The organism is Fretibacter rubidus (assembly GCF_041429785.1).
Classification (GTDB): domain Bacteria; phylum Pseudomonadota; class Alphaproteobacteria; order Caulobacterales; family Maricaulaceae; genus Fretibacter; species Fretibacter rubidus.
In genome coordinates this window covers 2,051,970-2,075,566 of sequence record NZ_CP163423.1, presented here as the reverse complement: position 1 = coordinate 2,075,566, position 23,597 = coordinate 2,051,970, and the positions used below count along the sequence as shown (strand labels likewise).

The following is a 23,597-nucleotide window of genomic DNA, read 5'->3' as shown; positions in this document are numbered from 1 at the left end:
CTAGTCCGTGCAGTATTTTTCTTTTGCTGCTCTATGATAATTTTCATCTAGACTACTGCAAATAGTGGGTCTTATCGCCAGATATTTTTCACTCATCGCGAGGATGTTTTGCGCAGCAATCTTATCAAGCCGCTCGGTTTCATCGAATATATCTTGTGGTGCCGAGGGGGAATATGTCGAATATACACCGCGTGCAGAAACATCTCTTAATGTATTCAAAAGACTGATAAGTTTTGGGCCGTTCATGTTATCACTGGTGGATAGTGCCATCTTCTTTTGCCCCTGACTTAAAACAATGCTGGCTATGTCTTCATTTAGTTGACCCTCTAAAGAGCGTGCCGTCTCAAGATTAAGTTTCGATATTTTGGCATCTCTGGTCAGTTCAGCAATCATCGATAAAGTGTAAAACGAACTGGAGCGATAGGCTTGAACAATGTCTTCGGAGTCAGGTGTATGCGAAGCTTCAAAATTAAAGGCAAAATGAGTGTGACCGCGCGGCTTAACCTTATAAATATCAAGAAGCGCGCTAAATGCCGCATCTCTATTGCCTGCTCGCAGGTCAGTTATGCCGTTCCAGTAAGAAATAAGTGTCGATAACTGCGCCGCCTGAAAGCTATCCATATCAACCTTTGAAACTGGTTTGGATGAAGCGAACAACGCCTTCTTCGACAAACCATGTTCGGCGTCAAATTGACGGAGGGTGTTAATATCCGAGATATTTATGACGCATCCGTTATCGCTATCAAGAACGACAATACCTTTTGTGGCAACGAATTGTGTTTTCAAATCTGGTGGGTAATGCGTTGCGCCCGCGAGAGACTGAAGAGCCTGACACGGAGTGCCATTGATCTGCACCAAGTTATCTTTGCGCTCTGCAGCCATGCAAGAGGGAAAGACGAACAGGCTTAGTAAAATGGGTGCAATCACTACATAGGTTTTTTTTACTGTATTCTCATACAGATTTACAAAATTACCCATCACAATCATTATTCTCTGTATCCGTTAAATCTGAATTTGTAGCGTCTTCAAGCTGTTTAATTAAATCATTGGCTATATCGTCTAATGCGCTTTCAGAGTTTAGGCCGTAATCATCATGATTGCTATCTATATGCAATAATTCATGCACCAATGTTGTCAAAAAATCTCGTCCAAAGTTACCATTTGATGTAATTTCATTCAAATCAAATGTGGTGAAATTTGCCCCGCCGACAGTTGCGGTGGTTGCTGACGTATTGAGATCACCAATGAAAAAATTCACCGATTGACCACTTGCGGCAAAATCGACCAATTGGAAGAGAGAGATTTGAGTTCCATTTGGCGCAGTTGTTGAAATTGATGATCCATGAAGCAGTGCTGCTCTCAAGAAGTTGTTCGTTAGTGCATTTGCTTCATTGGCGAGCGCATGAGAGTCGTTTGCCATAGCATTTGTGTTCACATTGCTTGGCGTTACCTGTGGGCAATCTGAGGTGTCGGGATCATCTGGAGTGGGAGTATCCGGAGTGTCTGGTTGTGTAATCGGTGGTGTTCCGCTCGGGCCAGTTCCGCCACCTCCGCCTCCGCCTGAACCATCAAAATGGAATGACCCCATGCTCCCGTCATTAATGCTAAAATAAGCAATTAATTCATATCCATCATCAGTCCAAGAGTCAGGAAAGACGCCGCCGCCTCCACCGCCATCATCTTGATCGTCATCATCCTCCTCGCCCTCATTATACACGGTATCGGGTATGGCTTTAGTTTCTGCCAAGACGGAAAACCCACTAAAATCATCCCAAACATTTACATCCGCTGTCATAGGATTGGATATATCTACGTTTGGGGGCGCGTGTGTGATGGCGGCCTCACCAAATTGCGCGTCTAGTTGCGCCTCGAAGTCAAAGCTATCAAATTCAACGACGTCGTAACTTAAAATGTCCACAAAAACCTCCAATGCAAGAATGCATTATGCATCTAGGGGTGGCATATTGGGGGGGGGGTTAATTAGAAATTCGTCTCACTCGCCCCGCGCGCAGACGGCATAGACATCCTAGGCCCAAGTGAGTCGCCCATCGACCGCCTGCGGGGTCTTTTCCGTCGCCGCATTTTGGTGCAATCAGAGCCTACAGTGAACCTGTCCAAATATATGCGCGTCTGGCGCGCCCGCATAAAAGTCCCCGCCAAATATAAGCTCCACATCGACATAGATCCGCAGGGGTTTATGTGAGGGGTTTACCCGTCTTTCATCCCCACAGGCACCCCACATATGCGCGGGGCTAAAAGTCACAGTGAATCTGCTCTTGGCTTCTAAATATGACCGTGCTAAAGCCCGCGCGAGTTTGGCGAAAGGGCGTTGTTTTGCGTCTATTTGCTTATCGGCCTTTGGGGTGCTCACGCGCTCTGATTACACAGGTCAATCATTGAGAACGGACTTTGGTTGTGTCAAATACTGATGTTATGTCGAGTGAAGCTGCGGGACGTTACGCAAAGGCGTTGCTAGAGCTGGCGCAAGAGGCTAAGTCTTTGAATACTATTGAAAAAGACGTCAAAAAACTTACCAAAATCTTCTCTGATAGCGACGCTGTTCGCAAGATGGCAACCAACCCTGTCTACGCTACGGTTGATAAGAAAAACGCGCTCGTGGCATTGGCCAAGAAGGCCAAGGTTAGCAAGCTAACCACGCAATTTATCGGCACAGTCGCAGAGAATCGCCGCGCGGCCGAAATTCCCGCCATGTTGCAATCCTTCACTGAGCTACTTGCTAAGCATCGCGGCACACAAATTGCCAAGGTCACAAGTGCGACAAAAATGACAGCTGCGGACATCACCGCGCTGAAATCGAAATTGAAAAAAGAAACAGGCCGGGCGGTCGCTGTTGAAACGACTATTGATCCATCGCTTATCGGTGGATTTGTCGTGCAGCTTGGCTCTCGGCTTTATGATAACTCCCTCAAGACAAAACTTGAGGGCCTTAGAATCGCGCTCAAAGACGCATAATTTACACGCCTAACCAGGACCCTCATTAAGGATAAGATCATGGATATTCGCGCCGCTGAAATTTCCAGCATTTTGAAAAAACAGATTAAGGGCTTTGGCTCTGATGCTAAAATCTCTGACGTAGGCCAAGTGCTTAGCGTCGGTGACGGTATTGCGCGTATTTACGGACTAGATAATGTCCGCGCGGGCGAGATGGTCGAATTTCCAGGCGGCGTCAAAGGTATGGCGCTTAACCTAGAGAGTGACAATGTCGGTGCCGTGATTTTCGGCGAAGACCGTGGTATTAAAGAAGGCGACACTGTCAAACGCCTCGGCGAGATTGTGGACGTGCCCGTCGGCATGGGTCTTTTGGGTCGTGTTGTGAACCCGCTGGGCGAGCCAATTGACGGCAAAGGCCCGATCAAATCATCAGAGCGCCGCCGCGTTGACGTTAAAGCCCCCGGTATTATGCCGCGTAAAGGCGTGCACGAGCCTGTGCAGACCGGTATTAAAGCGATTGACGCGCTTATCCCCGTTGGCCGAGGTCAGCGCGAACTTATCATTGGTGACCGCCAAACAGGTAAGACAGCCGTCGCCGTTGACGCCATTTTGAACCAAAAGGCCGCCTTTGACGAAGGTCGCGACAATGACAAGCTTTATTGTATCTATGTCGTTATCGGACAAAAGCGCTCCACAGTGGCGCAACTTGTTAAGACGTTAGAGGAAAACGGCGCGATGGATTATTCCATTATTGTTGCCGCGACAGCGTCAGAGCCAGCTCCGCTGCAGTATCTTGCCCCATTTGCGGGTTGCGCCATGGGCGAATATTTCCGTGATAACGGCATGCACGGCCTGATCATTTATGATGATTTGTCCAAACAAGCCGTGGCCTATCGCCAGATGTCACTTCTTCTCCGTCGTCCTCCGGGCCGCGAAGCCTATCCGGGTGATGTGTTCTATCTTCACTCCAGACTTCTAGAGCGCGCGGCGAAACTCAATGAGGATAATGGGTCTGGTTCACTGACCGCGCTGCCTATTATTGAAACGCAAGGTAACGATGTGTCGGCCTTTATTCCAACAAATGTGATTTCGATTACAGATGGTCAGATTTTCTTGGAAACAGATTTGTTCTTCCAGGGTATCCGTCCTGCGCTAAACGTGGGTCTGTCTGTGTCTCGTGTGGGGTCATCCGCGCAGATCAAAGCCATGAAACAGGTCGCTGGCCCGATTAAGGGTGAGTTGGCGCAATACCGCGAAATGGCGGCCTTTGCGCAGTTTGGTTCCGATTTGGACGCGTCAACACAAGCCCTTTTGGCCCGTGGTGAGCGTCTGACAGAGCTTCTTAAGCAAGACCAATATTCGCCTCTGCAAGTGGAAGAGCAGGTTTGCGTGATCTACGCCGGTACACGTGGTTATCTTGACCGTGTCGCCGTTCGTGATGTGCGCGCCTATGAGAAAGAGCTGCTTGCGCATCTGAAAGCCGATCAGTCAGCGCTGCTGAATGATATTGCAACAGGTAAGAAACTGACGCCAGAGATCGAAGAGACACTGAAATCAGTGCTTGAGACGTTCACGACAAATTTCGCCGCTTAGCCTCGCCACTTGATTAAGGAGCTTGGCAATGGCCAGCTTAAAAGAGTTACAAAACCGGATCAAAAGCGTGAAAAACACGCAAAAGATCACGCGCGCCATGCAAATGGTCGCGGCGGCAAAGCTGCGTAAAGCGCAGGATGCTGCGGAAAAATCTCGCCCCTATTCTGAACGCCTGAACGCGATTATTTCTAATCTAGCAAGTTCTATGTCAGATGCAGCGGGTGGGCCTGAACTGCTTATCGGTAACGGTAAATCCGACACTGTTTTGTTAATCGTGGCAACAGCCGACCGGGGTCTTTGCGGCGGGTTTAACACAAATATTGTCCGCAAAGCGCGCGAGGAAATTGTTGCGCTGGAACGAGCGGGTAAAACCGTCAAATTGTTCTTGATTGGCAAAAAAGGCTACGACCAGATTAAGCGTCTGCACAATGAGAAGATCGTTAAATATGTCTCGCTGAAAGAAGAACGCGTTCTAACCGCTGCGATTGCGCAGGATTTGGGTCAGGCCGTGACCGCTATGTTCAACGCGGGAGAGTTTGATGTGTGTAAGCTTATCTTCTCTAATTTTGAGAACGTGATGACGCAAACACCTGTCGCCAATACGCTTATCCCCGCGATTGCGGGCCTTGGTGAAGGCAATGCTGACACAGATGCGGCGTCTGGTCCTGACCTTAAGGGTGCGATTTACACTTATGAGCCGGATGAAGCGGGCATTCTTGCGACGCTGCTTCCGCGTAACATCAATACGCAGATATTCACAGCCCTACTTGAAAACCAAGCGGGTGAAATGGGCTCTAAGATGACGGCTATGGATAATGCCACACGCAATGCGGGTGACATGATTGACCGTCTGACGCTTACATTTAACAGAACACGTCAGGCGCAGATTACATCTGAACTGATCGAAATCATTAGTGGCGCGGAAGCGCTTTAAACGCTAGAGGAACGAACCAATGGCAAAAGCAGCAGTAAAAAAGACAGCGGCGAAAAAAGCGCCTGCAAAGAAAGCAGCGGCAAAGAAGGCTCCTGTGAAACGCGCGAGCAAAAAAGCCGCGAACACCAATAAAATCGGCACTGGCCGTATCAGCCAGGTTATCGGCGCGGTTGTTGACGTGGAATTTACGGGCGAATTGCCGTCCATCCTAAACGCGCTGGAAACTGATAATAGCGGTAACCGCCTTGTCCTCGAAGTTGCGCAGCATTTGGGTCAAAACACAGTCCGTACCATTGCGATGGACGCGACCGAAGGTCTTGTCCGTGGTCAGGCCGTGACTGATTTAGGCAAGCCTATCACTGTGCCTGTTGGCCCTGAAACGCTTGGCCGTATTATGAACGTCATCGGAGAGCCGATTGATGATCGCGGCCCTTTAAAGACCAAAGTTATGGCGCCGATCCACAAAGACGCGCCGGCCTTTGTTGACCAAGCGACAGAGACCGAAGTCCTTGCAACTGGTATTAAAGTTATCGACCTGCTTTGCCCATATTCTAAGGGGGGTAAAATTGGTCTGTTCGGGGGTGCGGGCGTGGGTAAAACTGTCCTTATCATGGAACTTATCAACAATATCGCGAAGCTTTTTGGCGGCTACTCTGTGTTTGCGGGCGTTGGCGAACGCACCCGCGAAGGTAACGACCTTTACCACGAAATGATCGAATCTAACGTGATTAACCTAGACGGCGAAAGCCGCGCAACATTGGTCTACGGCCAGATGAACGAGCCTCCCGGAGCGCGTGCGCGTGTGGCTTTGACGGGTCTGTCACAAGCTGAATATTTCCGCGATGAAGAAGGCAAAGACGTCTTATTCTTCGTTGATAACATCTTCCGTTTCACCCAAGCGGGTTCCGAAGTGTCCGCGCTTCTGGGTCGTATTCCGTCCGCTGTGGGTTACCAGCCGACACTCGCGACTGAAATGGGCCAGATGCAGGAACGCATTACATCGACAAACAAAGGCTCTATTACCTCTGTGCAAGCGATTTACGTGCCAGCCGATGACTTGACCGACCCTGCGCCGGCCACATCATTTGCTCACTTGGACGCGACTACTGTTCTGAACCGTGCAATCTCTGAGAAGGGTATTTACCCGGCCGTGGATCCGCTCGATTCAACATCGCGTATCCTAGAGCCGCGCACCGTTGGCCAAGAGCATTACGCCGTTGCGCGTCAGGTGCAAGAAATCCTACAGCGTTATAAATCTCTGCAAGACATCATCGCGATTTTGGGCATGGACGAGCTATCTGAAGAAGATAAACTCACCGTTGCCCGCGCGCGTAAGGTTGAGAAATTCTTGAGCCAGCCATTTGACGTGGCCGAGATTTTCACAGGCTCGCCAGGTATTCAAGTGCCGCTAGAAGACACTGTCCGCTCATTCAAAGGCCTGGTCGAAGGTGAATATGATCACCTACCAGAGCAAGCCTTTTACATGGTCGGCGGCATTGATGACGTCATCGAAAAAGCCGCCAAAATGGCAGCGGCTGCGGCTTAATTAACCAACGCTCCCCGTCAGGGGAGTGCGGAGCGTAATCATGGCAGATAAATTAAACTTCTCACTCGTCTCTCCAGAGCGTGAATTGTTCTCTGGAGACGTTGATCAGGTTGATATCCCCGGCACAGAGGGTGATTTGGGTATTTTTGCCAATCACTCTCCGCTGATGGCGGCAATCCGCACGGGCGCGATTACGGTCTATCACGACGGCAAAACCACGCAATATTTCGTCCAAGGCGGCTTTGCTGATGTTACGCCTGACGGCTTGACGGTATTGGCTGAAAAAGCTGTGGCGATGACCGACTTAAATGCCGAGACGATTGCGGGCGAGATTGAACGGCTAGAGGCTGCTATGGGCGATATGTCTGGTGACGCCGCTGTGACGGCCCAACAAAATCTGGACGGCCTCCGCGCTGTGGCCAACGGCTAAGCCAAGTCGGTGACAGATAACGTCATCTTCGAGGGCGTTGTCGAGGCGGTTTCGCGCAAAGCGACCCATAAATTTTCCAAAGACATTGTGCCCGTCATCACCTTGGTGGCGGGCCTTGGTGTGTCTGGCGACGCGCATTTCGGCAAAACTGTGCAGCACCGCTATGATAAGAAAAAAGACCCCACACGTCCGAACTTGCGCCAAGTGCATTTGATGCATGCGGAGCTATTTGACGACGTCGCCAAAGTGGGTTTCACTGTCGGCCCCGGCGATATGGGCGAAAACATCGCGACGCGCGGCCTCAATTTACTTGGTCTACCTGTCGGCACGCGCTTACATTTAGGGGACGATGCGGTCGTCGAACTGACAGGCCTCCGCGATCCGTGCAAATTGCTGAACGCGCTAGGGGCCGGGTTCAAAGATGTGATGAAAGAGGTCCTGCCCGACGGCACCGTGCGCCGCAAATCTGGCGTCATGTCAGTGGTGATTACGGGCGGTGAGGTGAAAGCGGGCGACACGGTGAGGGCGGTGCTGCCGGGTGGCGCGTTTGTGGGATTGCCGGTTTTGTAGAGGCGTAGTGTTTGCAGTTTAACAAGCAAGGGATAAGCAGATGAAAATGTATATCAAAAGTGTCTGTGTCGATGATCAATCCAAGGCGCTATCATTTTACACTGAAAAACTTGGGTTCGTTGTGAAGCACGATATCCCGATGGGTAAGCACCGTTGGATTACCCTTGTCTCAGCCGATGAACCAAAGGGCGTTGAACTGGGTTTGGAACCAAATCAACACCCCGCAGTCAAAGACTTTCAAGCCGCGATGATGCGTGACGGTATCCCATTTACGGCCTTTAGCGTGCAAAATCTTGATGCAGAGTACAACCGTTTAAAAGAGTTAGGTGTGTTGTTCACTCAAGCCCCTGTGGCAGCTGGAGATGTGAAGATTGCTGTTTTGAATGATACATGTGGTAATCTCATTCAACTCATTCAGCTCAGTTGAATCAGACATCTTTAGTCGATACCGGGTTCTACGACGTCACTCACCCGCGCGCGTCTGTCATCCTCATTCGTTACCAGCACATAAATCAGTAGCGATAGCGCGGCGAGCCCTCCTGCGAGCAGGAACGGCGCGCCGGGGACATAGGGCGGGGCGGTTTTATCGGCAAAACGCTCGAACACATTTGTCATCATCAGCGGGCCAATCATCAGGGCCAAGCCCTGAGCCGCACCGATGGCGCCTTGCAGTTCACCTTGCTCGTCTTTGCCGACGCGAGTGCTCATCATATTATTCAGCGCGGGATTATATAGTCCTGCGAAAGCGGCGAACGGCCCCATGGCGTAAATCACCCATCCAGCTTGCGCGAGGCCCATACCCGTATAGGCGATGCTGGCCGAGACCATCCCCATGACGCCCGCCCAAAACAGCCCAATTTTGGGAATGATGACACGGATAAGACCGCCTTGGACAATGATACTAGCCAGCCCAAAAGCGCCGAGTGACCACCCCACATCGCCCGCGTCCCAGCCCAAACCTTCGATGGTCGAGAACGCATAGGTGCTGGGGTAGACGGTATGGGCCACGGCCAGCGCAAACATAACAAAGATAAGTCCCTTGACCCCTTTGATACGGCCCAATGATTTAAGCGAGCCAAACGGGTTCGCGCGTGACCATTTGAAAGGACGGCGGTTTTCAGGCGCCAGCGTTTCAGGGAGAAAGATAAAGCCGTAAATCACATTGATCATGGAAATAATTCCCGCCGCGATGAACGGCGCACGGGGGCCGTAAGCATCCCCAATAAAGCCGCCTAAAACAGGGCCAAGCATAAAGCCAATACCAAACGCAGCCCCCACAAGCCCAAAGTTTTGTGCCCGTGTTTCGGGCGGGGAAATGTCGGCGATATAGGCATTGGCTGTGCTGAAGGTCGCGCCGAACGCGCCCGCGATAATGCGGCCCAAATATAAAAACGCGATAGTCGGCGCAAAGCCCATGATGAAGTAATCAATCGATAGCCCAAAGAGCGAGAGCAGCATAATCGGGCGGCGTCCATAACGGTCAGACAGCGCGCCCACAATTGGCATACAGATGAATTGCATGACGGCGAAAACAAAGGTCAGCCAGCCGCCGTGAATGGCGGCTTCATTATTGGCCAGTCCCGTCAGCTCTTTTAACAAATCGGGCAAGACGGGAATCATAATCCCAAAGCCAATGGAATTAATAACCACCGTCAACAGTACAAAAATCAGCGCGTTTTTGCCATTTACTTTCGGGGATGATGTGGACGTAGCGCTCATTTATAAAGCTTAGAGCCAGTGACGGGGTTTGCAAACGCCTTAAATTCGTTTGCTAAACGTGCATAAACGTCGCGTTTAAAGTCCACCACCGTGTCAACGGCCTCATTAAGGTCACCCCATTTCCAGGCACTAAATTCGGCGGGGTCTTGCAGGGACAAATCAATATGTTTGTCTTTGCCGATGAAACGAAAAGCATACCAATATTGCCGCTGCCCGCGCCATTTTTTTGTGCGCTCTGTGATTTTATACTGCCCCGGAAGGTCATAAAATAGCTGCTCTTTGATCATGCCAAGCGGGGCAAGATGCTTGGCGGTGATGCTGGTTTCTTCATGGACCTCACGCAGCACGGCAATTTCCTGATTTTCGCCTGCATCAATGCCGCCTTGTGGATATTGCCATATCTCGTCGCGTGTTTCATTGGCACGACGGCCGAGCCAGACTTGGCCGTGCGAATTAAAAATCACGGCCCCTGCGGCGGGGCGGTATTGCGCGATGTCCGCTGTGGGCTCTGTGTCAAATTTGCGCACCATCATCCGCCCTTTAACATGGACGATGCGGGGACAAGCGATAGGCCTTGGCCGTTTAAATCCTGGGTGAAATCAATGACGGCGTCGATGGTTTGTGGATAGCTAAACCCAACCCCGATGGGCGCATTGCCGCCTGATTTTGCGTCTGCCGCCAGTAACGCCAATTTGGTATTAATCGCGCCCGTGTCTGGATTATCATCGATCAGCGTATAAGCGGTCGTAAACGGCACGCCTGAAGCCCCTGCCAAGGTTTGAAGCGACGGGGCCGTGCTGGAGCCATCAAAAATAAAACCAAGACCACTGCTCGATAGTCGCGCCAAAATCGGCACAACCGTATCAGAGCGAGGTAAAAACAAATCACCATTGTAATTAATGACGCCAAAATATCCGCCAGCCCGACTAAGCAGCCAATCAAGATTGCGTAAATTCGATGACTTCACATTGGTCCCGTTTACCCGCAACGCGCGATTGGCCCCGGGTTCTGAGGCGTTAAAACTGGCGCTTTCCATAGGCAGTTCAATCATCACCTCAAAGCCCCGCGCACGGGCCTGATTAATCTGGCCTTGCAGGCCTTGGGCGTGAGCGGCAAAGGATAGGGTGACGTCTGTTGGCAACTCATTAATCGCGCGCTGCGTAACGGTGCGGTTAATGCCTAGCCCGCCGATAACGATTGCGATAGGTTTCGTCCCTGCCGAAAGCTTAGCGGGGCGGGCATAGACATTGACGGGTTTGCGGCCATCGCGACTGATTGTTGGAATAGGGCCGAAAGGACTAGCCTTGGTTAGGGCCGTGATAACCGCACTGGGTGGATTGTTTTGTCCAGAAACCACGACGGGGCTTGCGTCACGATTATTCCCGCCTGCGAGGCCTTCATCTGCGTTAATAGGATTACCAAGCGCGTCAACAGCCGCAAGCGTTGTCGTCGGGTTTGTGCCAGGGGCAACATCCCCCTCTAACAAATCGGGTAAGGTGTCGCTATCGCTGTTTAAGTTTTGCGCAGCGACGGCTTGGGGGCGGGCGGGGACGGTGACTGTTTGCACCGCGACCGCATCATCATCCGTTCCGTAGACATGCAGAGCGCCGATTAAGGCGGCCCCGACAGCAACCAATAATGTGCAAGCCCCCAAAGTGTGTGTCCACAGCGAAGGCAGTTTTTGACGTTGGGTCAAACGGGGGTCAGAGGAACGAACCATGGGAAACTATTATGGCGATTTGCGCGCAAGGTCTATTGTTTATACGCGCTGTCACAGTGACTAGAAACGCTAGCTTGCGCGGCTATTTTTCAAACTTGGATAATATATCCGTGTGGCGGGACGAACGGATAATATCCAGCGCCTTTTGCAATTGATAATCTTCTGTCCGGGGCCAGTCTTCTGGCGGATAATCAATTGTGTCGTGATCTTCTTCAAAAGCACTCATATCCGCATTGCTTAGCGCGTTTGAGAATGACGCTTCGCGGAATTGCTTGCGGATGGTGCCTGTGTCAGGTGACAGGGCGACAAGGACATCTGGCATGATGCCGCGCCCCTGAATAGACTTGCCAGACGGCGTGTAATATTTCTGCGTGGTCAGGCGCAGCGCGCCATTATTAATGGCGAGCGGCATAACGGATTGCACAGACCCTTTGCCAAATGACCGCCGCCCGACAACAACCGCACGGCCCCGGTCTTGGAGGGCACCGGCCACAATCTCTGCGGCCGAGGCTGATCCGCTATCAATAAGCACGACAATGCGCATATCCTTATCAAATTGACCGTCTTCTGCGTGGTAGCGCTCTGTATCCTCGGACGTGCGGCCGCGCGCCGATAGGACTTCGCCGCCATCAAGAAATAAGCCAGAGACGCTGACAGACTCTGTCAACAGGCCACCCCGATTGCCGCGCAAATCTATAATTAAGCCAGGAATGTTACTCACGCCTAATTGTCGTTTGATGTCTTTTAGCGCCAGTTCCAAATCATCCGTTAGTCGTTCGTTATTAAACGTCTCAAGAAAGACATAGCCTTGGCCTTTTTCAACGCGGTGACGCACGGCGCGGCGGCGCACGACTTGGCGAATAACCACAACGTCTTTGGTAATATTATCAGGTGTTAGCACGGTAACTGTAACGGGATCGCCCGCAAGGCCTTTCATGCCTTCAATGGCTTCGTCCAATGTTTTACCAAATGTGCGTTCACCTTCGACTGCGGTGATATAATCACCTGTGCGTATGCCCGCCTTATAAGCGGGGGCGTCTTCTAACGCGTAATTGATTTTGACCAGATTGTTCTCTTGAATGACTTCAATGCCGAGGCCGCCGTATTCACCGCGTGCGGCTTCTTTTTGTTCTTCAAATTTGACGGGCGGCACATAAGATGAATGCGGGTCGAGCGAATTAAGCGCCCCGTTCAGGGCCGCATCAATCAAATCGGCATCATCCACATCTTCGACATATTCATTGCGCACAACGGCCAGAACATCCGCAAAAAGCTTAAGCCTATCCAGCATCTCCGCATTTTCAGTTTTGATGGCAGCAGCACTCACGGCGTCTTTGGCGGCTGGATTTGGACCAGGCGCCCAAAAACAAAAGACGAGGCTCAGGACGGCCGCGAGGATAAAACGGTGGCGCAATGTCACGGCTGTCTTATCCCGCTGCGTTGAGCAATTTGGCGTAAGAGCCGTCTTTCAAAATCTCAATCGCGCGCTGCAATTGATAATCGCCGTCCTCGACGTCAAAACCTTCTGGCGGATAGTCGACAATGATTTCTTCCTCATCATCGGCCTTGGCGGCTTCTTCCAACTCATTAATAATGGCGTTGGGTAGGTCAGATTCGTGAAATTCTTCTGCCTCGTCGTCTTTTAGTTGGGCTGAAATGAACAAATCCGGTTCAATACCAGAGCCTTGAATAGAACGGCCTGACGGCGTGTAATACCGTTGTGTGGTCAAACGGAGCGCCCCGTCACGACCCCCGCGAAGCGGCAGGATAGACTGCACAGAGCCTTTGCCAAACGATGTCTTACCGATCACCAACCCACGTTTTCTGTCTTGAATAGCACCCGCAACAATTTCAGAGGCCGAGGCCGACGCATTATCAATAATGACGACGAGGGGCACACCCTTGAGAAGCTCTTTTTTCTCGGCATTGTAATTCTCAACATCATTGGGGCGACGTCCACGCGTGGAAACGACTTCGCCGCCGTCAAGGAACACACTGCTGACTTTTATCGATTGATCCAAAAGACCGCCAGGATTGCGGCGCAGATCTAAAATCACACCGGGCACACGACCCCCCAATTCTTTGGTTACTTTTTCAATGCCTTCTTTCAGGCTGCTTTCTGTTTTTTCATTAAATTGCGCAATCCGCAGATAGGCAAGACCGTCTTTGACTTCGGCGGACACGGGTTTGCGCTCAATAACCTCGCGCACCATGGTCAGTTCCATTTGATCGTCTTCGCCGCTGCGTACAACGGTGACTGTAATCGGCTCGCCGGGTTTGCCGCGCATCTGCTCAACCGCCTCGGTGAGGCTTAGACCCAGCAAGCTCTCGCCGTTAATCTCTGTCAGGTAATCACCGGGCTCAATACCCGCGCGGGATGCGGGGGTGTCATCAAAGGGGGCAACGACTTTGACAAAGCCTTCTTCTGTGGTGACTTCCATGCCAAGGCCGCCGTATTCACCCGATGTCGTGGTCTGCATAGACCGAAACGCGTCTGCATTCATATAGCTGCTATGCGGGTCAAGGCTTTGTAGCATCCCGTTTAGGGCTTCTTCAATCAGGGCTTCGTTCTCAACATCAACAACGTAATCAGAACGCACACTGGCCAAAACATTGGCAAACAGCTCTAGCTGCTGAAAGGTTTCGTCATATGATGGGCGTTCTACCGCTATGGCCGTCGTCGTGTCTTTGACGGAAAAAGCAAACAAGGACAGCGCTGCGACTGTGCCGAGGGCGGGAACTATATATTTCATCATTCACTCCGTTCGCGCTTAAAGATGCGCGTATAACTATATATGTGCGGCTTTTGCCAAAATTGCAAACCACATGTTTGTGTAAAGCCGTGTGATTGACTGCGGTATATTGTGCCTAGAAAGACGCCCCCAGCCAGGGTTTTGGATTAATCGGCTGTCCCGACTTTCTAAATTCTATATATAATTCTGTGCCCTTTTGCGCATTAAAAGGCATTAATCCAACAGGTTCGCCAAGGTCTACGGTTTCGCCTGCGCTGACAAATATCTCGCCGAGGCCCGTCAGGAGGATAAAATAATTCTCACCGACGTTTAAAATCACGACTTCGCCGTAGGTTTTAAACGCGCCTGCAAATTCTACCCGTCCTGTATATGGCGATAGCACTTGCGCGCCGGGTCGTGTGGCGATGGTCATACCTTGGCGACCATTGCCGTAGCTGGACTTTAATGTGCCTTGGACGGGGGAGGTTAACGCGCCGCGCGCATCGGCAAATCGCACAGTCCCATCGGGTAGCTCTATTGGGGTTTCAGTGCGGCTGCCTGAGCGGGGTTTGACGCGCGGCGTAGCGCCGCTGCCATCACGAGAGGGTTTAATCCGCGGCTGTATGGCGCGCGCCGTTAGCTCAAAGCGGCGGATAAGCTCTTGTAAATCATCGGCTTGCGCGGCGAGGCGTTCGGCACGGCGTTTTTCTGCCGCTCGCGTCTCGCCCAGCTTTGCGTCGAGCTTTGATTTCTCCGCTACGAGGGATTTAATCTCTGTGCGTTTTTGGTTTAATACCGCTTCATTGCGCGACAACTTTGCTTTCTCTGCTTCAATATCATCTCGCACGGCCGAGAGTTCCGTGATGCGCGCTCGCAGTTCAGTCGCACGGGCGTTTAGCTGATCGGACACTGATCCCATCAACACCGCGGCCATAGCGGCGTCCGACGCGTTTTTCGCGCCGACCATCAGGGCAGGCGGCGGGTTGACCTCTAGTCTTTGCAGGGCGGCCAGCACTTCGGTTAAGGCCGCTTTATCGGCGCTTAGCGAGCCGTTGAGCCGCGTTTCATCGCGGTTAAGCTCTGATAATTTATCCGCAATCTGGCGACTAGTTTTTTCAATGGTCGCGGATTGGGCGGCTGATTTTTGCAGGTCGCGCTTAAATTTATTGATATCTGCGCGCACGCTGTCTTGTTGCTTGGCGATTTTATCGGCTTTGGCTTTGGCGGCGGCTTGCTCGCGTTTTAGCTTATCAAGGTCGGCGGGATTAATCTGTGCGTCAGCAGTCATGGGGATAAGCAGCATGAGCAATAATGATATGATAGCGCGCAACATGGCCTAATCCCTATGATAGGGCGAGCCCGCCAAAATCGATAGGGCGCGGTATAATTGTTCTGATAACATGACCCGCACCAGCTTATGCGGCCACACTTGCGGCCCAAAGGCCCAGCGCACAGCATGAGGCGGGATATTGGCTGGCTCAAACCCATCCGCGCCGCCAATCACAAAGACGGCGTCCGTGATGCCGTCATTGCGCCAGTCGGATAGTTGCTTTGCAATCGCGCGCGATTTCAACGCCTTACCGCGTTCATCTAAAATAATCAGTTTTTGCGTCGCGGGAATATCGCCGAGCAATATATCTGTTTCGTCCGCGCGAGATTTTGCAGAGCGCAGGTCAACTTGTTGTTCAGAGACAGACAGGAACCCGCAAGCACTGGCAAGGCCTTTGGCACGGGTTAGATAATCATCAATCAGGTCACGTTCCGGACCTTTGCGGATAATACCCGCCGCCCGTAGGGTCAGGCGCAAGGCTTAGCCCTCTTGGTCCATTGACGGGTCAGCAGGGGCCAGCGCGCGCACGGATTCAGGCAGCGGGAGCGACCAGATTTTCTCTAGATTATAAAAGGCCCGCACTTCGGGACGGAATATGTGTAAAATCACATCACCCGCATCGATCAATACCCAATCTGACGCCTCTAGGCCTTCGACGCCTAGGTCTTTCATGCCTAGTTCTTTTAATCCGCGTTGCACGTAATCGGCCAGCGCGCCAACATGACGGTTTGAGCGGCCAGAGGCAACAATCATCACGTCAGCCACGGATGACTTTTCTGAAATATCAATATCAAGAATGTCTTGCGCGGAGTTCTCATCCAGAATTTCGACGACTTTATTGGCCAGTTTGCGCGACTCGACTTTGGCGGCTTTGCGTTTTTCAGATGTCGTGGTCAATACATTGGCCTCTTTGACGTTTGCTTGTGGGGCGTCACTGGTCATAGTCAGGGGTTTCTCCGTTTAACTGACAATCCATCTGATAACATGCATAATCATCTTTGGCTATTGTTTCAAAGCACGAATTGCACTTGATGAAAGACGGTTAAGCGGCGTCGTGACATAGCTCCAAGCGGGGGCGGTCGCGTCGGGCAAGACATGCGACGCTGTCTCTGGAATGCGGGCCTTTTGGTAAAGTGTAGCCGCCTGTCCCAAGCGCGGTTTCAGGTCTATCACGCCAGACTTTTCAGGTCGCGCAATCACGCCAATCGGCACCATATGGACAATATCGTGCCAGTCCCGCCATTTGGGTAATTGGCTAAAATTATCGGCCCCCATTAGAAACACAAAGCGGTTATGGGGATAGTGCCGTTTTACGCGCGCGATTAAATCCACTGTATATTGCGTACCAAAGTCGCGCTCTAGATGGGCCACTTTCATACTGCGCGGTAGCCTTAAGGCTTCTACACTTGCAACGCGCTTCTCATAGGGCGGTTGCGCGGGCTTTAACGGGTTTTGCGGGCTGACGAGCCACCAGATTTGGTCAAGACCAAAAGCTGTTTGCGCTGTTCTTGCTAGATGCATATGCCCTGCGTGGGCTGGGTTAAACGACCCGCCAAATAGGCCAACGCTTGGCCCCACTGGGCTTATAATCTGCACGTAAAGCTCATGACGTTATGACCATATTATCGCGGTGAATGACCGCTGCGCCGTTATCATAGCCCAAAATAGCACTGATTTCATCTGATTTTCGGCCCATAATATGTCGTGCTTCCACGGCGCTATAACCAATAAGGCCGCGCGCGACCTCGACGTCGTTTAAATCCATGACTAAGACTGTGTCGCCTTTGACAAAATCGCCTGAAACATCTGTAATACCCGCCGCTAACAGGCTGCTACCCTTTGTTATGGCCCCGGCTGCGCCGCCGTCAATATGCAGCGTTCCTTTGGGTTTAAGCGCGCCCATAATCCACTGCGCCCGTGCGCCCGCAGGATCGCCTGATGCCTTAAAGACACTGCATGTCGCCCCGTTCATGAGGCGCGATAGCGGTGAGGGTGCTTGCCCGTCCATAATGACCATTGAACATCCCGCATCGACGGCGATTTTCGCGGCCAGCAGCTTAGTCGCCATGCCGCCAGTCCCGACTTGCGCCCCCGCATTGGCGTCGCCGCCCATCGCCATAATATCAGGGGTGAGCGAGTCGATAAGAGGCAAGTGTTTCGCCGTGCTGTTCTTGCGCGGGTCGTCTGTGTATAGCCCGTCAATATCAGAGAGCAGCACAAGCGTATCGGCGCCCAGCATTTGCGCCACACGCGCCGCCAATCGGTCATTGTCGCCGTATCGGATTTCGTCTGTGGCGACCGTGTCGTTTTCGTTGACAATCGGAACCGCGCCCAGTTTTATCAGCGTCTGTAATGTTCCGCGCGCGTTAAGCCAGCGGCGGCGATCTTCTGTATCGGTCAAGGTTAGTAGCGCTTGCGCCGTTACGATATGATGCGGCTCTAGTGCGCGTTCATAGGCGCGGGTCAGTTCCGATTGTCCCGCCGCCGCGCAGGCTTGTTTTTCAGACAGTGATAAAGTGCCGTTTAGTCCCAAGCGTTTACGGCCCAACGCAATCGCGCCAGAGCTGACGATAACGACATCAACACCGCGTGATTTAAGGCCCGCAATATCGTCTGCGACAGTCGACAGCCAATCGCTACGCAGTGTTCCAGTTTGCGCGTCAATTAAAAGTGCAGAGCCAATTTTTATAACAATGCGCTTTGATTGGCTAAGCGGGCTATGCAAGGCGGCGGCAACCATAATTTATGGCGACCAGCCTTTGGCCTCTTCTTCGGCTTCACCGCGACGTATGGCCTCTTTCAGCAATTTCGCTTCGCGCACCGCGTCTTCTTTGGCGCGGCGGGCTTTGACGTGATTGAACACGGAAAACAGAACAGGTTTCAAACCTAATTGCGTGGCAGATGAAATCAGCAGTGGCGTCTGCCCACATTCGGCTTCGACCGCATCGCGTGCCGTGTTCATTGTGTCCTCGTCAATAATATCGCATTTCGTGAGAACAACGATTTCTGGTTTGTTTTCAATACCTTCGCCGTAAGTCAGAAGCTCGTTTCGGATAACGCGGTAGGCATCCGCGGGGTCATCAGATGATGCGTCAACAAGATGCAGCACCGCCGCACAGCGCTCGACATGGCCTAAAAACCTATGTCCTAAGCCTGCGCCTTCTGATGCGCCTTCAATAAGGCCCGGTAGATCGGCAAGCACGAAACGCTCAACAGGGCCAAGGTCAACAACGCCGAGATGCGGGTGCAATGTTGTAAAGGGATAATCCGCTGTCTTTGGCGTGGCAGCTGTGACCGTCGACAAAAACGTCGATTTGCCAGCATTGGGCAGGCCCACAAGTCCCGCATCGGCCAGCAATTTTAGGCGTAACCAGATCCAGCGTTCTTCGCCTTCTTCGCCGGGATTGGCGCGGCGCGGCGCTTGGTTGGTTGAGGATTTAAAACGCGCATTACCCCAGCCGCCATTGCCGCCTTGGGCAAGCAGGGCCCGCTGTCCGGGTTCCGTTAAATCGACCAGCACATCGTCATTTTCCGCATCCACAATTTGTGTCCCGACAGGCACGCGAAGCTCTATATCTTCGCCGCCCGCACCGTGTCGGTCGCGGCCCATGCCGTGAATACCTGTGCCCGCTTTGAAATGTTGTTTGAAACGGTAATCGATCAGCGTGTTCAGGTCTTTATCGGCCACCGCCCAAATGTCGCCGCCCTTGCCGCCGTCACCACCGTTCGGGCCGCCAAAGGCCACGTTCTTTTCGCGCCGAAATGACACGCAACCCGCACCGCCATTACCGGACCGGATATAGACTTTGGCTTGATCTAAAAACTTCATAGCTCACCTGTGTCGTCCGCTGTGCATAAATTGCCAAGGGCCGCAATCATTCCTGCCCCATATACATCACTCGGGCGCGTATTGAACCCAAATTGCATATAAAAAGCGTCTTGGCCTTTTGCAGCCATTAATCCTATCGTGCAGTCAGCAGGGTAGTTTTCTTGCAACACCCGCACTGTACGTTTTATGAGCGTTTTGCCTAAACCTTGCTTACGATAATCGGCATGGACGATGACGTCTTGTAAATAAAGGTTCAAAACGCCGTCGCCAATGTAACGTGTCATGCCGACTAACGTCTCACCTTTATAGGCGCACATACCGCCCAAACTGGCTGATAGCGTCGCCTTTGACTGCGCTACCGTTATGTCTCCCCACCCCGCGCTGTTGCGCAGGGCTTTGAAACGCTGCGCTGATGGCAGCTTCGCATTAAACGTTATTTGCAAAAGGCCGATGAACTCATTAGTGAGCCGCTTTGTAAGGGCAGGTCGCTCTCCATGTCATCATCGTCAATATCCAGCGTAAGCGTAACACCGCGTGCTTTTTCCATGCGGCCCATAGAGAACCACTGCTCTGATGTTTCTGCTGCCGTAAAGCCGAGTTTCACGAGCAAGCGGATGCTGGCAGGATTATCGGCAAAGACACTGGCGATGATGCGCGTCGCGCCGAGGCTATCGCGGGCCTCTGCAATCATGGCGACGCAGGCTTCATACATATAGCCCTTGCCCCAATGCTGCGGCATGAGCGAGTAGCCAATTTCAAGCGCGGCATCATCTGTGCGTTTGAACAAATCAACCATGCCAACAGGGGCGCCGTCATGTTCAATCACGTAAATATGGGCCAGACCGCGTTTTTGCCGCGATAGATTACGCATAATCCAGAACTCGGCTTCCATCGCAGTGATGCCCGTTGTAATGGAGCCTGTCATGCGCGCGACTTCGGGGGCGCCGGCGTAGCTAGCGAACCATTTGGCGTCGCTCATGCGCAGGGGACGCAGATAAAGTCTGTCGGTCTCGATTGTTGGTCTCATGATAGTCTCCACATTGCTGTCACGTTAATTGCGCCCGCCTTACAGGTCCATTGTGACAAGATTACTACAGGGACAGATTGCCGGATAAAAAATAGGTTTTAGGCAATAAAAAAGGGAAATCGGCGACCCGATTTCCCTGTATTCATCTCGGGTCGCCTCTATTGAGGGGCAACCCGTCTATGGGGGCTGCTATTATTCCGCTGCTTTTGCCATGGGCTCGACAGATACGAATGTGCGGTCATTGCGTTTGGTTGCAAATGTGACGCGGCCTTCCGTGAGCGCGAATAGCGTGTGGTCTTTGCCCATGCCGACATTGGTGCCAGGATAATACTTCGTGCCACGTTGACGGATGATAATGTTACCAGGAATAACGGCTTGGCCGCCTGATTTCTTGACGCCTAGACGACGGCCAGCACTGTCGCGACCATTGTTTGACGAACCACCTGCTTTTTTATGTGCCATGATGCACTCCTTAAATCTGGGTCTGAACCTTAAGGTTTAACCTGTTGGGCCATAGCCCTAAACTAATTTGGCCTTAGCCTTTAATTGCTGTAATTTTTACAACTGTCTCTTCTTGGCGGTGACCGCGCTTACGACGATAGTTCTGACGACGCTTTTTCTTAAACACGAGAACCTTCTCGCCTTTGCGCTGCTCTAGGACTTCGCCCGTCACGCCAGCACCCTTAACAAGGGGGGCGCCGACTTTGACGTCGCCGTCTTTGCCGCACATAAGAACGTCATCAAATGATACTTTTGCGCCAGCATCACCCGTCAGCTTCTCAACGATAATGATATCGTCTTTTGCGACTTTATATTGCTTACCGCCGGTTTGGATAACTGCAAACATGGCTTTTTCCTTTTGCGTGTGCGGCGTGACTTATAATTATAAGGGTCAACCGCGCATAAAATAGATTAAGGCCACACGAGTGCGGCCAAGTTCGCTGGTTTATAAGCGCTGATTTGCCAAAGTCAACGGCGCTTTTGCAGGGTTTTTACGCCTTTTTCCAACGCTGGAATGCCCTAATAGCGCATATGCCGTTAAGAATCGAGCAAAACTTACCCCCTAGCCTTGAAAAGCGGCGTGTTGACCGCATAGTGAAGCAAATATAACGATATTTGGCGGCAAAACCGCATTGAAAGGGTAATTCATGAAACAGCGGTTACGATTCGCGCTCATTTGGGCGGTGACACGCGCGATGGCGGTGGGGATAATCGTAAGCGCAGGCGGCCTATTCGCACATGCTAAACCGCCCCTAACGCCTCTTCCAACCCGCATAATTGTTGTTGATCAATTCGGATATCTACCAGAGTTAGAAAAGCGAGCGGTTATTCGCTTTCCGGTTATCGGATGGGACAGATTGCCTATTGGCCATGACAGGAAACCGATTGAAAATTTGGGCTCACTTTATACGCAAGACACGAGTACCAAACCCAGCGTTTACGGTGTTCTTAACGTCAACACTAATGCTTTTGTGTATCAGGGCGTATCAAAACCTTGGAAGGGTGGGGCGATTGACGCTGCGTCTGGCGACAAGCTAGCGATTTTTGATTTCAGCGCCGTGACCACCCCCGGTACATACCGCATTGTCAATTTAGATGATGGTTATGAGGACTTTACCAACCAAAGCCACCCATTTGAGATCAGGGACGACATCTACACCCCCGTTCTTAAAGCGGCGTTCAAGACGTTTTTTTACCAACGCGCCGGCTTTGCCAAAGACGCCCCCTATGCGGCGGTTGGTTATCGAGACGGCGCGTCCCATATTGGCCCTGGGCAAGACGGGCAAGCGCGGCTTTATTCTGCCAAGGATGATGCCTCCACTGAGCGTGACTTGCGCGGGGGATGGTATGATGCGGGCGATTATAATAAATATACCAGTTGGACGTCCAATTATGTCCGCTGGATGTTGCATAGCTATCTTGAAAACCCTGCCGTCTGGACGGATGATTTTAACATCCCAGAGAGCGGCAACGGGACGCCCGATATTTTAGATGAGGTTAAATGGGGGCTGGATTGGCTGGAACGGATGCAAAATCCCGACGGCTCTATGCTCTCTGTGATGGGCCTGTCCGAAGCTTCACCGCCGTCCGCCGCCACAGGGCCCAGCTTTTACGGGCCAGAAAACACCTCATCCGCTTACAGTGCGGCAGGGGCTTTCGCTATGGCCTCTACCGTCATGGCGCAGAGCCACCCTGCTGCCGCCGCGCGCTATAAAACTCGCGCAAAAGATGCATGGGATTGGGCCGTGGCCAACCCTGATGTGACATTTTTCAATAATAATGGCGCCCAAGGCTCCAAAGGCCTAGCTGCGGGGCAACAAGAAGTGGGGCCAGACCGCCTTTCCAAGAAAATCATGATGTCCGCCGTTTATATGTACGAAATGACGGGGGAGGCGAAATATGCTGACCAAGTCCAAGCGCTATACACACAAATAAAGCCGATGCGCCCCACGGCGGCCGATGGGTTTGAGGGCGATATCGCGCCAACACTCCTATATTTTGCCCGACTTGATGGCATTGATGCTGATTTTCGAGGTGCAATCCTGCGCGATTATAAAGCGGCTGTGGTGGGTTCGGGCGAGGTTCTTACCCCGATGCTCGATGGGCGCGATGGTTACGGTTCTTATATGCCCAACTATTTTTGGGGCAGTAATGGCACGAAATCCCGCCGTGGGTCGATTTTCACCCAAGCGATCATAAGCGGTATCGGCGGGGCCACGGACGCGCAATACCGCAATGTTGCCAGCCATTATCTGCATTATCTACACGGGGTGAATCCGCTGGGGAAAGTCTATTTGTCAAATATGGGGACGCTTGGCGCAGAGACCTCCGTGAGTGAATTTTATCACGCTTGGTTCAAAGATGGTCACGCGGATTACGACAGCACACTGACCTCGACTTACGGCCCTGCGCCGGGTTTTTTGGTCGGCGGCCCCAATCCGTCCTATGCACGCGATGATTGCTGCATGACGCAGTGCGGTGATTACGGCGACGATATGTGCAAATTGCCCGAAATGCGCCCACCCGCTGGGCAGCCCCCCGCCAAGTCCTACACCGATTTTAATGAAGGTTGGCCGCTGAATAGCTGGTCCGTGACAGAAAATAGCAATGCCTATCAACTGAGTTATATTCGCTTGCTGTCCAAGTTTGCGAAGTAGAGCTTTCACAAAGTGATGAATTGTCTCTATTGTTTAAATCTGGTGCCATTTACGCCT

26 protein-coding genes are annotated in these 23,597 nt (G+C 52.0%); 9 read left to right on the top strand and 17 right to left on the bottom strand.

Annotation, left to right across the window (positions count from 1 at the left end):
• Nucleotides 1–981 carry a hypothetical protein gene (locus AB6B37_RS09645; protein ID WP_371395563.1) on the bottom strand — a complete coding sequence of 327 codons (981 nt, stop codon included), beginning with the start codon at nucleotides 979–981 and terminating at the stop codon, nucleotides 1–3.
• On the bottom strand, nucleotides 971–1,918 hold the full coding sequence (locus AB6B37_RS09640) for a hypothetical protein (RefSeq protein ID WP_371395562.1): 948 nt from the start codon (nucleotides 1,916–1,918) through the stop codon (nucleotides 971–973). Before AB6B37_RS09640 ends, AB6B37_RS09645 begins: the two co-directional genes overlap by 11 nt.
• Before the next feature lie 99 nt (nucleotides 1,919–2,017).
• Here AB6B37_RS09640 and AB6B37_RS09635 point away from each other — a divergent pair, with 99 nt between their 5' ends.
• The 8 genes from AB6B37_RS09635 to AB6B37_RS09600 all read left to right on the top strand — a co-directional run bounded on the left by AB6B37_RS09635 (nucleotide 2,018) and on the right by AB6B37_RS09600 (nucleotide 8,452).
• Nucleotides 2,018–2,203 carry a hypothetical protein gene (locus tag AB6B37_RS09635; protein WP_371398442.1) on the top strand — a complete coding sequence of 62 codons (186 nt, stop codon included), beginning with the start codon at nucleotides 2,018–2,020 and terminating at the stop codon, nucleotides 2,201–2,203.
• 212 nt (nucleotides 2,204–2,415) lie between these two features.
• Entirely contained in the window at nucleotides 2,416–2,973 is a 558-nt protein-coding gene (locus AB6B37_RS09630; RefSeq protein ID WP_371395561.1) for a F0F1 ATP synthase subunit delta, read from the top strand.
• A 39-nt stretch (nucleotides 2,974–3,012) separates the two neighbouring features.
• The gene (gene atpA / locus AB6B37_RS09625) at nucleotides 3,013–4,545 is read left to right on the top strand and encodes a F0F1 ATP synthase subunit alpha (protein ID WP_371395560.1); all 1,533 of its coding nucleotides are present in this window, start codon (nucleotides 3,013–3,015) and stop codon (nucleotides 4,543–4,545) included.
• Nucleotides 4,546–4,573: 28 nt separating this feature from the next.
• Complete coding sequence (locus AB6B37_RS09620) at nucleotides 4,574–5,479, top strand: F0F1 ATP synthase subunit gamma (protein ID WP_371395559.1); 906 nt, start codon at nucleotides 4,574–4,576, stop codon at nucleotides 5,477–5,479.
• A gap of 19 nt (nucleotides 5,480–5,498) precedes the next feature.
• The gene (gene atpD, locus AB6B37_RS09615) at nucleotides 5,499–7,025 is read left to right on the top strand and encodes a F0F1 ATP synthase subunit beta (protein WP_371395558.1); all 1,527 of its coding nucleotides are present in this window, start codon (nucleotides 5,499–5,501) and stop codon (nucleotides 7,023–7,025) included.
• Nucleotides 7,026–7,065: 40 nt separating this feature from the next.
• Nucleotides 7,066–7,455: a F0F1 ATP synthase subunit epsilon gene (locus AB6B37_RS09610; protein WP_371395557.1), complete on the top strand. Its 390-nt coding sequence runs from the start codon at nucleotides 7,066–7,068 to the stop codon at nucleotides 7,453–7,455.
• A 9-nt stretch (nucleotides 7,456–7,464) separates the two neighbouring features.
• Nucleotides 7,465–8,025, top strand: coding sequence for an MOSC domain-containing protein (locus AB6B37_RS09605; protein WP_371395556.1), 561 nt, complete (start codon nucleotides 7,465–7,467; stop codon nucleotides 8,023–8,025).
• Nucleotides 8,026–8,065: 40 nt separating this feature from the next.
• Entirely contained in the window at nucleotides 8,066–8,452 is a 387-nt protein-coding gene (locus AB6B37_RS09600) for a VOC family protein (protein WP_371395555.1), read from the top strand.
• A gap of 11 nt (nucleotides 8,453–8,463) precedes the next feature.
• Here the strand turns inward: AB6B37_RS09600 and AB6B37_RS09595 are convergent, their stop codons facing one another.
• From AB6B37_RS09595 to rplU, 15 genes are all read right to left on the bottom strand, one after another.
• Entirely contained in the window at nucleotides 8,464–9,744 is a 1,281-nt protein-coding gene (locus tag AB6B37_RS09595) for a TCR/Tet family MFS transporter (RefSeq protein WP_371395554.1), read from the bottom strand.
• Nucleotides 9,741–10,277, bottom strand: coding sequence for an RNA pyrophosphohydrolase (locus AB6B37_RS09590; RefSeq protein ID WP_371395553.1), 537 nt, complete (start codon nucleotides 10,275–10,277; stop codon nucleotides 9,741–9,743). Before AB6B37_RS09590 ends, AB6B37_RS09595 begins: the two co-directional genes overlap by 4 nt.
• Nucleotides 10,274–11,464 (bottom strand): divergent polysaccharide deacetylase family protein, encoded by a 1,191-nt coding sequence (locus AB6B37_RS09585; RefSeq protein WP_371395552.1) that lies wholly within the window; start codon nucleotides 11,462–11,464, stop codon nucleotides 10,274–10,276. The genes AB6B37_RS09590 and AB6B37_RS09585 overlap by 4 nt, the downstream gene beginning before the upstream one ends.
• 82 nt (nucleotides 11,465–11,546) lie before the next feature.
• Nucleotides 11,547–12,884: a S41 family peptidase gene (locus AB6B37_RS09580; protein ID WP_371395551.1), complete on the bottom strand. Its 1,338-nt coding sequence runs from the start codon at nucleotides 12,882–12,884 to the stop codon at nucleotides 11,547–11,549.
• A 7-nt stretch (nucleotides 12,885–12,891) separates the two neighbouring features.
• Nucleotides 12,892–14,220, bottom strand: coding sequence for a S41 family peptidase (locus AB6B37_RS09575; RefSeq protein WP_371395550.1), 1,329 nt, complete (start codon nucleotides 14,218–14,220; stop codon nucleotides 12,892–12,894).
• Between the two features lie 112 nt (nucleotides 14,221–14,332).
• The gene (locus tag AB6B37_RS09570; RefSeq protein ID WP_371395549.1) at nucleotides 14,333–15,529 is read right to left on the bottom strand and encodes a murein hydrolase activator EnvC; all 1,197 of its coding nucleotides are present in this window, start codon (nucleotides 15,527–15,529) and stop codon (nucleotides 14,333–14,335) included.
• A 3-nt stretch (nucleotides 15,530–15,532) separates the two neighbouring features.
• Nucleotides 15,533–16,003, bottom strand: coding sequence for a 23S rRNA (pseudouridine(1915)-N(3))-methyltransferase RlmH (locus AB6B37_RS09565; RefSeq protein ID WP_371395548.1), 471 nt, complete (start codon nucleotides 16,001–16,003; stop codon nucleotides 15,533–15,535).
• A 3-nt stretch (nucleotides 16,004–16,006) separates the two neighbouring features.
• Nucleotides 16,007–16,468 (bottom strand): ribosome silencing factor, encoded by a 462-nt coding sequence (rsfS, locus tag AB6B37_RS09560; RefSeq protein ID WP_371395547.1) that lies wholly within the window; start codon nucleotides 16,466–16,468, stop codon nucleotides 16,007–16,009.
• Between the two features lie 60 nt (nucleotides 16,469–16,528).
• On the bottom strand, nucleotides 16,529–17,122 hold the full coding sequence (locus tag AB6B37_RS09555) for a nicotinate-nucleotide adenylyltransferase (protein WP_371395546.1): 594 nt from the start codon (nucleotides 17,120–17,122) through the stop codon (nucleotides 16,529–16,531).
• A gap of 7 nt (nucleotides 17,123–17,129) precedes the next feature.
• Nucleotides 17,130–18,266: a glutamate 5-kinase gene (proB, locus tag AB6B37_RS09550; RefSeq protein ID WP_371395545.1), complete on the bottom strand. Its 1,137-nt coding sequence runs from the start codon at nucleotides 18,264–18,266 to the stop codon at nucleotides 17,130–17,132.
• Between the two features lie 3 nt (nucleotides 18,267–18,269).
• Nucleotides 18,270–19,355, bottom strand: coding sequence for a GTPase ObgE (obgE, locus tag AB6B37_RS09545; protein ID WP_371395544.1), 1,086 nt, complete (start codon nucleotides 19,353–19,355; stop codon nucleotides 18,270–18,272).
• Complete coding sequence (locus AB6B37_RS09540; protein WP_371395543.1) at nucleotides 19,352–19,798, bottom strand: GNAT family N-acetyltransferase; 447 nt, start codon at nucleotides 19,796–19,798, stop codon at nucleotides 19,352–19,354. The genes obgE and AB6B37_RS09540 overlap by 4 nt, the downstream gene beginning before the upstream one ends.
• Nucleotides 19,789–20,382, bottom strand: a complete 594-nt coding sequence (locus tag AB6B37_RS09535) for a GNAT family N-acetyltransferase (RefSeq protein WP_371395542.1) — start codon at nucleotides 20,380–20,382, stop codon at nucleotides 19,789–19,791. Before AB6B37_RS09535 ends, AB6B37_RS09540 begins: the two co-directional genes overlap by 10 nt.
• 192 nt (nucleotides 20,383–20,574) lie before the next feature.
• Nucleotides 20,575–20,844 carry a 50S ribosomal protein L27 gene (gene rpmA / locus AB6B37_RS09530; RefSeq protein WP_371395541.1) on the bottom strand — a complete coding sequence of 90 codons (270 nt, stop codon included), beginning with the start codon at nucleotides 20,842–20,844 and terminating at the stop codon, nucleotides 20,575–20,577.
• A 73-nt stretch (nucleotides 20,845–20,917) separates the two neighbouring features.
• On the bottom strand, nucleotides 20,918–21,229 hold the full coding sequence (rplU, locus tag AB6B37_RS09525; RefSeq protein WP_371395540.1) for a 50S ribosomal protein L21: 312 nt from the start codon (nucleotides 21,227–21,229) through the stop codon (nucleotides 20,918–20,920).
• A gap of 301 nt (nucleotides 21,230–21,530) precedes the next feature.
• Between rplU and AB6B37_RS09520 the strand changes: the two genes are divergently transcribed.
• Complete coding sequence (locus AB6B37_RS09520; protein WP_371395539.1) at nucleotides 21,531–23,540, top strand: glycoside hydrolase family 9 protein; 2,010 nt, start codon at nucleotides 21,531–21,533, stop codon at nucleotides 23,538–23,540.
• Nucleotides 23,541–23,597: the final 57 nt, after the last annotated feature.